The organism is Methanobrevibacter sp., from assembly GCF_045644645.1.
In the GTDB taxonomy this organism is placed as follows: domain Archaea; phylum Methanobacteriota; class Methanobacteria; order Methanobacteriales; family Methanobacteriaceae; genus Methanocatella.
The window spans coordinates 1-10,671 of record NZ_JAZRHE010000105.1 but is presented as its reverse complement, the minus strand read 5'-3'; the positions used below and the strand labels follow the sequence as shown (position 1 = coordinate 10,671).

General features: G+C 29.3%; 8 protein-coding genes and 1 tRNA gene. 5 read left to right on the top strand and 4 right to left on the bottom strand.

Annotated features, from left to right (window positions below; translation table 11 throughout):
- Nucleotides 1-1,467 (bottom strand): AMP-binding protein (locus ACKI4K_RS05960; RefSeq protein WP_407423231.1); only part of this gene is annotated, 1,467 nt, incomplete at its 3' end.
- Between the two features lie 285 nt (nt 1,468-1,752).
- Here ACKI4K_RS05960 and ACKI4K_RS05955 point away from each other — a divergent pair.
- From ACKI4K_RS05955 to ACKI4K_RS05935, 5 genes are all read left to right on the top strand, one after another.
- Nucleotides 1,753-2,595, top strand: a complete 843-nt coding sequence (locus tag ACKI4K_RS05955) for an aldo/keto reductase (RefSeq protein WP_407423229.1) — start codon at nt 1,753-1,755, stop codon at nt 2,593-2,595.
- A gap of 641 nt (nt 2,596-3,236) precedes the next feature.
- Nucleotides 3,237-4,424 (top strand): AAA family ATPase, encoded by a 1,188-nt coding sequence (locus ACKI4K_RS05950; RefSeq protein WP_407423227.1) that lies wholly within the window; start codon nt 3,237-3,239, stop codon nt 4,422-4,424.
- Nucleotides 4,425-4,816: 392 nt separating this feature from the next.
- Nucleotides 4,817-5,977 carry an AAA family ATPase gene (locus ACKI4K_RS05945; protein ID WP_407423225.1) on the top strand — a complete coding sequence of 387 codons (1,161 nt, stop codon included), beginning with the start codon at nt 4,817-4,819 and terminating at the stop codon, nt 5,975-5,977.
- A gap of 421 nt (nt 5,978-6,398) precedes the next feature.
- Nucleotides 6,399-6,809 carry a C-GCAxxG-C-C family protein gene (locus tag ACKI4K_RS05940; RefSeq protein ID WP_407423223.1) on the top strand — a complete coding sequence of 137 codons (411 nt, stop codon included), beginning with the start codon at nt 6,399-6,401 and terminating at the stop codon, nt 6,807-6,809.
- Between the two features lie 511 nt (nt 6,810-7,320).
- Nucleotides 7,321-7,404 (top strand) — tRNA-Leu (locus ACKI4K_RS05935).
- A 481-nt stretch (nt 7,405-7,885) separates the two neighbouring features.
- Here ACKI4K_RS05935 and ACKI4K_RS05930 read toward each other — a convergent pair.
- From ACKI4K_RS05930 to ACKI4K_RS05920, 3 genes are all read right to left on the bottom strand, one after another.
- The gene (locus tag ACKI4K_RS05930) at nt 7,886-9,613 is read right to left on the bottom strand and encodes a PP2C family protein-serine/threonine phosphatase (RefSeq protein WP_407423221.1); all 1,728 of its coding nucleotides are present in this window, start codon (nt 9,611-9,613) and stop codon (nt 7,886-7,888) included.
- Between the two features lie 74 nt (nt 9,614-9,687).
- Nucleotides 9,688-10,059 (bottom strand): ATP-binding protein, encoded by a 372-nt coding sequence (locus tag ACKI4K_RS05925; protein WP_407423219.1) that lies wholly within the window; start codon nt 10,057-10,059, stop codon nt 9,688-9,690.
- 400 nt (nt 10,060-10,459) lie between these two features.
- A partial coding sequence (locus ACKI4K_RS05920) for an STAS domain-containing protein (protein WP_407423217.1) occupies nt 10,460-10,671 on the bottom strand: 212 nt, incomplete at its 5' end.

The following is a 10,671-nucleotide window of genomic DNA, read 5'->3' as shown; positions in this document are numbered from 1 at the left end:
CATTTCCCCACCAATTGCAACATACTTGAATGAGGAAAATTCCTTATTGAACTGCTCATTTTCAAGATATTCCCTTAATCTTGACGGTGTAGTGAATGTGAGCGCATCCGGTTTTTCCTTGTTAATAAGTTTAGTTAAATCTGTGATGTTTTTGGCTTCATTATCATTGGCCAAAACAACTTCCAAACCAAAGGTTAAGCTCATGAAATCAAGTAAAAATGCATCAAATGAAACTGTGCTTAGTGCAAGGGTTTTTTTCATGCCGCTATATGCATGGTATACAGGATTATTTTCATCATGAGTGAACAGGTTTGTAATATTTTTATGGGAAATCATAACACCTTTTGGATTTCCTGTTGAACCTGAAGTGTAAATCATGTATGCCAAATCATCAGGCGAAATTTTAACATCCGGATTTTCTATATTTTCCTCTTTGAGCAATTCATTAACATTCAATGAATTCCCTTTATCATCATCAGAAATAATGTAGTTTGCCTGACTGTTTTCATAAATATAATCAATTCTTTCTTGAGGATATTCCAAATCGATTGGGATGTATGCACATCCTGATTTCAAAATACCTAAAATAGATGCTATTAAATTACTATTTCTGTGAATCATTAGCAAAACATTGCTTTTTGGTTTTATTCCTTTTTTAATAAGTGCATTTGCAATCCTATTCGCTTTTTTGTTAAGTTCACTATAAGTTAATCTTTCACCATTTGAAATAAGTGCAAAATTGTCGGGGGTTTCATCAGTTTGCTTTTCAAAGCGCTTGTGGAGGAATGGATTTTCCACTTCTATAAATTCAATGTTTTCTTTTTCTTCAACAAGGGAAATGTCAGATAATGTTGATTTTGCAATGTCGATTGATAAAAATTGATTTATGATTGTATTAATGCTTTTTAGGAATTGATTGACATATTCATTGGAATATAACTGGTCATTGTAATGGGAGGATAATAGGAATTCTGCACCGGTTTCTATTATATTCAAGTAAAAATTATATTTATATTTGAATGAATTGAAATCTAAGTCTTTATTGAATGCATAATAGAATTCGGGCTTGAGGTCGTATTCATCAATCAATTCATCTATTGAAAATTTAGAATATTTCAAATTTTCCAGGTAATCCCTTTGGATTTGCAATAAATAATCTTCAATGGATATTTTCCTGTTTTCAAAATTAGTTGTAAAAATCAAATTGTTTTCATGGAAAATTAAATTTTTATTTGAAAAATTAAATTTATTCAATGCTAATGCAACACTACCTATGAAAAGTATATCTTCTGCAATAGAATTTTCCTTGCAAAATTCTTCAATGTCGCTTTTTTTTATTTTTAGTTCATTCTTATTTAATTTAGGTTTTTTAATCCCATTTAAATCTGGATTAAGTAGTGTAGTTTCGTCAAAATCTTTAATTAATCTTAAAAAGTACTTATTGTAATTTATAGTTTTATCAATCATATTATCTTCCACAATGTTATAGTATTTAACAGATAAAAATTTGTTTTTTGATTTAAATAATATCTTTGTTTTTTTGTTAAATTTGATTGAATAATATGATAAAATTAAAAAAATAATTGTTCGTATTTTTACTCAATTCCCTAAAAATAATTTTTCAAAACATTTGATGGACAGTTTAAAATCAGATTGGATATGATTTCTTTAAATATTTTTTTATATTGTAAAATTGAATATATATTTAACGTTTCATTATTTTTTAATATGAATGATGCAACAGGTGAATTTATGAAATTTAAAAAATTAAACAACAATGAAAAATTGCCTTTTGTTAGTTTTGGAGTTTATGAAATAGATACTAACGATACAAAAAATGCAGTGCTCAATGCTTTAAAAAGAGGTTATACTGCAATCGATGGTGCACAAGTATATTATAACGAAAAGGAAGTTGGTGAAGCAATTAAGGAATCTGAAATCCCTAGGGAAGAGATTTATTTAACTAGTAAAAATTGGGTCAGCAATTCTGGTTATGATAAAACAATTAAAGCTGTTAATAAAACTTTAGAGGATTTGCAAACTGATTATCTTGATTTGATGCTTATTCATCAACCGTTTGGAGATTATTATGGATCCTACAGAGCATTACAGGAGTTGCAAAAAGACGGAACATTATTGTCTATCGGTGTTTCAAATTTTGATTCCGCCCGTTTGGTTGACTTGACTATGAATTTTGACATTGTCCCTCAAGTCAATCAGGTTGAGACAACACCTTACTTCCAGCAATATGAAGCAAATGAAATCATGAATAAATTGGGTGTGGCCCATCAAAGTTGGGGACCTCTTTCAGAAGGTTTAGATAACTTATTTGAAAATCCTATTCTTTTAGAAATTGCAGAAAAATATGATAAAAGTGCTGTACAGATTATACTCAGATGGCTTATAGACAGGGACATTCCATTTTCATGCAGGTCTATTAAAACAGAAAGAATGGCAGAAAATATTGATATTTTTGACTTTAAATTAAATAAAAATGATATTGAAAAAATTAAAGAATTGGATAAGGGCAAAAGTCCTTTCAATGATTATGATGATCCCGAAACTGCAGAAGACTTTAATTCTGAGATTGTATAATCTCAAAATTTTTTTTAATATACATTAGATTTTATTCAAGAAGATTCCGCTCATTCCGTGGGAAGAGAGTATCTGGAAATTTAAAGATTGAAGAAATGGGTGGAAAGTTTTTCTGCTCAGTCAAAGATAATCAAAGAACAATATTAATGCAGTATGCAATTTGTGCCTTGCTGGCAAACACTGGATATATAAGTTAATGAATATTTTAAATAAGCAAAATAGTACAGAATCCATATAACATTCATATAACAAATTTTAATCCCATTAATCACCAGTTAAGAAGTTAATAATATGTTTTTTCTCAATTCATTCTTAATCATCTTGTGATTAAGTATTTCTGATAATTGTCATTAATTTTTAATGGATTAAATTCTCTATCTGAGTTTTAGTGCTGGAAATTGATAAGTATCTGAACTTTTTTATAAGTTTTATACGAATTGTTCTTGTTATTTTTGGGTTTCTTTATATAAAATAAACTTTTTATTAGAGTTTTTAGTTGCTGAAGTTTGTATGAAAATAATTAAGATTATATATAATGAAAAATACATTATACTACAATACATAATGAAAAATTAATTATATAATTAAAAGTACATTATACTACAATACATAATGCAAATTGGATTACATGAGGGTTACATATGGATGAAATTGCAAGCATTACAGATACAAATTTAACCGAAACACAATTCTACAATAGAGTAGATGAAATTAACATGTTGTCAAATTTATTGGGTAGCACTGAATTCAATTCATCACCAACTATACTGTTGACAGGAATTAGAGGAGTGGGAAAGACAGCACTCATCAAGAAAATTAAAAATAAATTCGATAAGGAATATTTGGTTGTAGATATTGATTTGTCAAGAAGCAATGCTTACCAACAAAAAAACCTGACACGAGGCAGCATAATCAAAATAATCTATGACTCAATAATAAAATCCTCAAAGGAATTTGGCTTAAGAACAGTTGGCAAACAAATTGAAAAATACTTTAAAACAAATAAATTCAAAATAGATAAGATTTTATCTTACGAACACATTCCAATACCCGTCTTTGAAAGTGAGGACAATTATGCAAAATTAGCGGATTTTGTAATGGAATTGCCTCAAAAAATTTATGAAGACAACAGTGACAAATTAAAAGGAGTATTCATTTTCATTGATGAAATCCAATTGATTAAAGATTTGGACAATGTGGACAAATTCTTATGGTATATGCGTAGCTTCATTCAAAACCAAAAGAATGTTGCATACCTATTTTGCGGTAGTATGAGTTTAAAGGACAGTTTAATCAATGATTTAAATGGAAAAGAGGGAGCATTTGGAGGAAGAATGCTGACAATTGAAATCCACCCGTTTTCAAAGCAAACCACCATAGATTATATTGAATCACTTCCAAGTAACATACAAATGGATGATGATGCATCTGAAAGATTTTACAAATGCACTCGAGGAATACCATATTACATCAACATATTTGCAAAAATTCTCCCTGAAAACATAACCTTAACAGAAAATAACATCATCGAGTTATTTAAAGATTCGATAGACTATCTTGCAGTACATTTTGTATTCATGTGGTCTAAATTAACATTTCAAGAACAAAAAATAATTATTTCTTTACTTGACAATCCTAAAAAAAGAATTGAAATAGCCAACGCATTAGAAGTTACTAGTGGATCACTTAATAGGCCATTGAATCGCCTGCTCGACTTTAACTTGATTGAATATGCAAATGACAAATATCAGATTACCGATCCAATATTTTCCCACTGGCTAAGGAATAGCTATGAAAAAAATGGGATATATCCATTCAGAAGCATTTAATCAACATTAGCTTTTAAACTACATTCAAAAAGTTTGTTAATTGAAAAATTTCATATGAGAGTTTCAGTGCTGAAAATCGATAAGGTTGCGAACTATATCATACGTTTTATACGAAATGTCCGTATTCTTAGGGGATTTCTTTTATATAAAGTAAAGTGTTTTTGGTTGTAAAAAGTCGATAAGCATCGGAACTTTTTTATACGTTTTCATGAACATTTTTTGAAAAACATAATGAACATAAGAATCATAAATTTTTTTTATGTTTTTTATGAAATTCATGTTTGATAATGGAAATTTTTAAATATTCTTAAAAACATAAGGAACATAAGAATCATAAATTTTTTTTATGTTTTTTATGTTTTTTATGATGTGTAGTATTAGAGGTTATAAGCATGAAAACTAATCCTTTCAGAAAACGAACTGGAATTTTGCCTTCATATTTCACAGGCCGTGAAAATGAATTAAATGAACTTAAAAAAATATATAACTCAACTAAAATGGGAGTTCCAGGCCATTTAATATTGTATGGACCAAAAGGAATTGGAAAAACATCCTTATTATTGAAATTTCAAGAAGAAATAACTAATCTTGATGATGTATATTCTGTTAGAATTCCATTAATGGAAGGAAATTTTGAAGACATTTACTCCTTGATAATAGAAAAGTGCTCTGATACTTTAAATATTAATATTGGTCATTTTTGGGAGAAAATAAGTTCATTAGGTATTAATATACCATTTATCGGAGGGGTGTCTGTATCACGTGAAATTCCCCAAACCAGTCCTGCCGTTGCTTTTGAAAAAATTTTAAATTTGATTTATGATGAGCTGGACTCTGACAATCCGGTTTTAATCCTATTGTTTGATGATCTTCAAAGGATTATGGGCAACGATGAAACAAGGAAGATATTGAGCATCCTGCAGAATGCTCTTGTAGAATTAAATTTAAAAGGAAAAAATATAATGTTTGTAGCTACCGGATCAGAAGACATTTTCAACAAAATACAGGATCAACTTGACTCAGCAGTACGGATATTTGAACCATATCTGATAGGGCCATTGTCCTACGGTGAAGTGTGTGATGCAATCAACATTCCGATTAAAGAACAAAATGTGACCTTTGAAGAGGATGTCATAAAAGGAATATATGAATTATCCAATGGAATCCCATATTACATGCAGATTCTAGCTTACAGCTGTTTTGATGAAGCTAATGATGATGATACAGTGACAATGGATGAGTTTAAAAAGGCATCTGTCTATTCCTTAAATATTTTGGCTCAACGGGAATTTAAATCATTATTCGCCAAATCCACTACAGAAGAGCGGAAAATATTATGCTTAATGGCGGAAAGTGAGGAAACAATTTTGTCCTATTCATATATCAAGGAGAATGCTCATCTAAATTCAGAACCTTCAGCATTGCTGAAAAGTTTAATTAAAAAAAACATGATAATCAAGCCAGCAAGAGGCAAATACAAATTAAAAAGTAATCTTTTCAAATTATATCTGCAAAGTCTGAGGATAAATCAGGATACAGGATTAATTGGCTAGTGGTAAACCTCCATATTTGCCGAACATCATTGGAACATTTCATGTGATGTAATGGAAATTCCTTATAATGCGCAAAAACACACATCACATTACAATAACCAAGTATTTCTGGTTTTTCAAAAATGTTATAATCATCAAAAAATAAATTCGATATCAGAGTTTTAGTGCTGGAATTTGATAAGCATGCGAACTATATCATACGTTTTATACGAAATGTTCGTAGTCTTAGGGAGATTTCTTTATATAAAATAAAGTTTATATTGGTGTTTTTCATGGGTAGAAATTGATATGCATCGGAACTATTTTATATGTTCTGTCTGAAAATTTCTAGATTCTTGAAACATGTATAGTAGGAATGCCCACAGTGTCATATCCAGTTTTATACTAACATTGATAAGTCAAAATAATTAAATTATATTATATGAAAAATATAGAAAATGCTATTCAATTATTTGAAAACGGATATGTGTGTTCACAAGCAGTATTTGCAACATTTTCACAGGATTTAGGTCTTTCGGAAGAACAAGCCTTGAAAATTGGTGCATGCTTTGGTAGTGGGATGCGTAAAGGTGAAGTTTGCGGTGCTTGCACAGGTGCACTAATGGCATTAGGCCTTAAATATGGTGAAAGTAAATCTAAAAGTAATGAAGTATGTGAAAAATTTTTAGATGAATTTGAAAAGGAAAACGGATCATATATCTGTAGGGATTTACTTAATTGTGACATTAGAACCGAAGAAGGCATTAAATACGCATTGGATAATGATCTATTCAAAGAGTTTTGTCCAAAAATGGTTGAATCTGCAACTAAAATAACAGAAAATTACCTATAGATTTAGGTTGAGATAACTTTCAAAAATTTTATAATTACAGAAAAACAAATTCCATATCAGAGTTTTAGTGCAGGAATTTGATAAGTATCGGAACTTTTTTATAATTTTTATACGAATTGTTCGTGTTATTTTTGGGTTTCTTTATAAAAAATAAAGGGTTTTTAGAGGTTAAAAATCGATAAGTATCGGAACTTTTTTGGGGTTATATGAAAATTTCTAGATTCTTGAGAAACATGAGGAAAATAAATTTTTCATGTTTATTTTGGGAATTCATGTTTTCCAATATTCAAAACGTATCATGATTCATCACCTACGGTCATTGGGGTGCTGGTCGGAAATGTCAAAAAGTTGTTATCATAGGTTTCATTACTTAAAAATGGGTGAAAGTTGAGAATATGAGAACGGTTGGTCAAACGATAATGGGTCGGATAGGATTAAATATTTATACTAAAAAAAGTATATAATATAGTTAAAATCCAGTACATGGATTACTTTTTCAGATATTTCTTTTAGACGTGTATCCGAGTGGTCAAAGGAGTAAGATTCAGGGTCTTATGCATTAGTTGCTACGTGGGTTCGAATCCCACCACGTCTATTCTTGTTTTTTTAACTTTTTAAGAGTGAATAGGATATTAAAATTTTATAATTACCAAAAAAATAAATTTCGTATTAGAGTTTTAGTGCTGAATCGATAAGCATGCGAGCAATCTCATACGTTTTATACGAATTGTTCTTATTATACGGCTAAATAAGTTTCAAAAATGTGGAATGGGGGGATGTCCGATGCTTATGTAATTGAAATTATTATTGATAAACTAATCTGCCTACTTCAATTTTCATTCAGCTTTTCACCATAAAATCTTCAATTTCAAACATGAATATGAATTCTAACTGATATTGAGTTTCAAAACTTAAGCAAGCATTTCTTTTAAGGTTTTTGAGTAAAATAGTTTTTAGCATCCACGTTATTTTTTTTTAAGATTGTTACTTGTATTTATCAAGCACAAGTATTGTCATATCATCAAACTGTTCGGTTCCTTTTGTAAATTCATTAATGTCTTCTTGCAATGTTTCAATTAGTAAATGGTCATTGTGATATGATTCAAAATATTAATTAAACGTTTTTCACCATAGAATTCCCCATCAACATTTTTAGCGTCAGTTATTCCATCAGTATATATGATTATCCTATTGAAATTTCTAACTTCTTCTTTAACAAATTTAAAATCATCCATAATGCCTAAAACAATACATTTGTTCATTGTCATTTCTTTAAATCCGTCACCTTCATCAATTAATGGAGCATTATGTCCTGCATTGGAAAATGTTAAAATTTTTGTTTTTTTATTATAAATTCCTAGCCATAATGTTATAAACATGTTTTCTGCATTATTTTCACATAATTCGTTGTTAACTAAATATAATACTTTGGAGGGATCTTTTTCACTTTTCTGTATTTGTTTGATGATTGCATGGGTGATTGTTGAAAGTATTGCTGCAGGGACTCCTTTTCCAGAAGCGTCACCCACAATAATAGCTAGACTTTCATTATCTATTTCATAATAATCGTAAAAGTCTCCCCCTACTTCTTTCGCCGATTTTGATTTCCCATAAACGCCATAATCTTCATTTACAATACTTTGGGTTGGCAGAATTGACTCTTGAATTCTTTTAGCAATATCAAGTTCAGATTCAATTCTATGCCTTTCACCTTCAATTTCCTCTATGTTTTCAATGTATTCATTTGTATTATTAATTAAGTCAGTGTAGCTGCGGGCCATCATCCCAATTTCATTATTATCATCAACATGGTTAGAATATATGTTAATCAATTCCTCTGCTTTAATTTTATCTCCTTTTTTAATGAATGACTCTATTCTTGAAAATGAGTATATCGGTTCAATTACTTTCCTTTCAATGTATTTTAATACAAAAATGGAAGGGATAAAGAATATGAAAAGTAAAATGTCTGAAATTAACATTATGTAGAGGATTATATCATCGGCATCAATTCGAAGAAGCATGTTTAGTGAGCGAATTAATATTTCATCACAGGCCGCCACTGTAGCTAAAATTAGGATAATCAATGTTGCTAAAAGGAATATATCCATTATTTGTTCGGGTATTGGAGTATAATTCACTTCTTTTATCACGGATTTTATTGGCTTTGTTATGTATATAAATAACAATATTGTAAGGATAGCGCTTTCAGCAATCGGGTTTTCATAGGCACCATTATAAAAATCATTTAGCGTAATAATTACCACAGATACTAGAATTAACACAGCAATCGCTTTATAAAATTTTTTGTTAAGTTCTCTTTTAGATATTTTGGGGATGTGGACAAAATCAATTTTTTTAGAAAGCCAAATTCCAATAATTCCAAATACAAATGCTGAATTAAAAAAATTAATGAAATATCTAATTCCAATTTCCAAACTGATAGGTATTGTTTCTGGATATAGTATATAAAATAATTCCTTATTAATTTGCGAGTATAAGGTAGCGCATATCATGATTATTCCAATAAATAAAAGCAGATGAAAAGTGTTATGTAGGCTAGGCTTGGTAATAAATTGTCTTTTTCCATAATTTCCGTACCATAGTTTATAAGCTAAGCAGGAAATTCCTAAACTTACAATTTCAGTTGTAAAGGTAAATGCTAAGTTATAACCTCGAAGGAGGTCACATATTCCATTTGCAAGGACAGATCCGACGGCACCATAAGGTCCGAAAAGCAGACCTGAAATAAGAATTAGACCCACGTGCGGCGTGTATCCTTCGCCAAAATTGTTACTTAACATAAAAATATATGGCCCTAAATTAAAGATTATCATTAAAATAAAAGGCACCAATATTTTTTTAATGTTATTATTCATCATACCCCTTTTTTAATAATTTTTAAGTGATTTTCCCCATTTTCATAAGTATATATCAATTCATCAGCAAAAGATTTTGCAAGTAAAATGCCTAAACCACCAACTTGCGCTTCTTCAATATTATTAGGTTTTTTAGGAGATTTTTGTGAAGTGGGATTAAATTCAATCCCATTGTCGACAAATTCTATCATTAAATCATTATCATACTCAATATTTACAATAATATACTCTGCATTAGAGTAATTAACAATATTTACAAAAATTTCTTCAATGACTAAGTGCACTGCAATGTCTTCTCTGTAATTCTTCTCGACAAAATCTTTTAGGGTGTATAATTCACTTAACGCTACTTTAAGTTTTATTGAATTCATGTTATCTTATTCATTTTATATCATTTTCATTTTTATTAAATTTTTTTTCAAAAAATAATATCGAAATCATGTTAGCTATTTTGCACAAACGTTTCGACAATCAAGTCAATGCAAAAGCTAAAAATGAATTTTTTAATCACTTAAAGTATCAATGCAAAAGATTCATCTTTTAAAGATGTAGATGATTTATTAAATATTTTGATTCAATAAAATGATGTTTATTTAGAGGTTTTGCCCATATGGCATACATTTGGATGTGAAATATGATGGAAAAAGAGAATCTGGAAGTTCTTAAAAAAGAATCTTCAGATAAGGAATTTAAATGCAGTGAAGTATTGGGTTTCAATAATATTGAACATGTGGTGGAGAAAAGCTAAATATTTTAGCTTTTAAACTTTTTTCACTCTATATTTAGGATGTTATCCAGGCCAGAAGTGGTAATAATATCTTTTATGATGCCTGGGCTGTTTATTATTTTAAATGGTATTCCTTCAGGTTGTAATTTTTTTTGTGTTGAAATTAATACTCTTAATCCTGCACTGGATATGTATTCTAATTTCTCAAAATCTAAAATTAATGAATCAAATTTTCCCATTTCATCCAATATTTCAT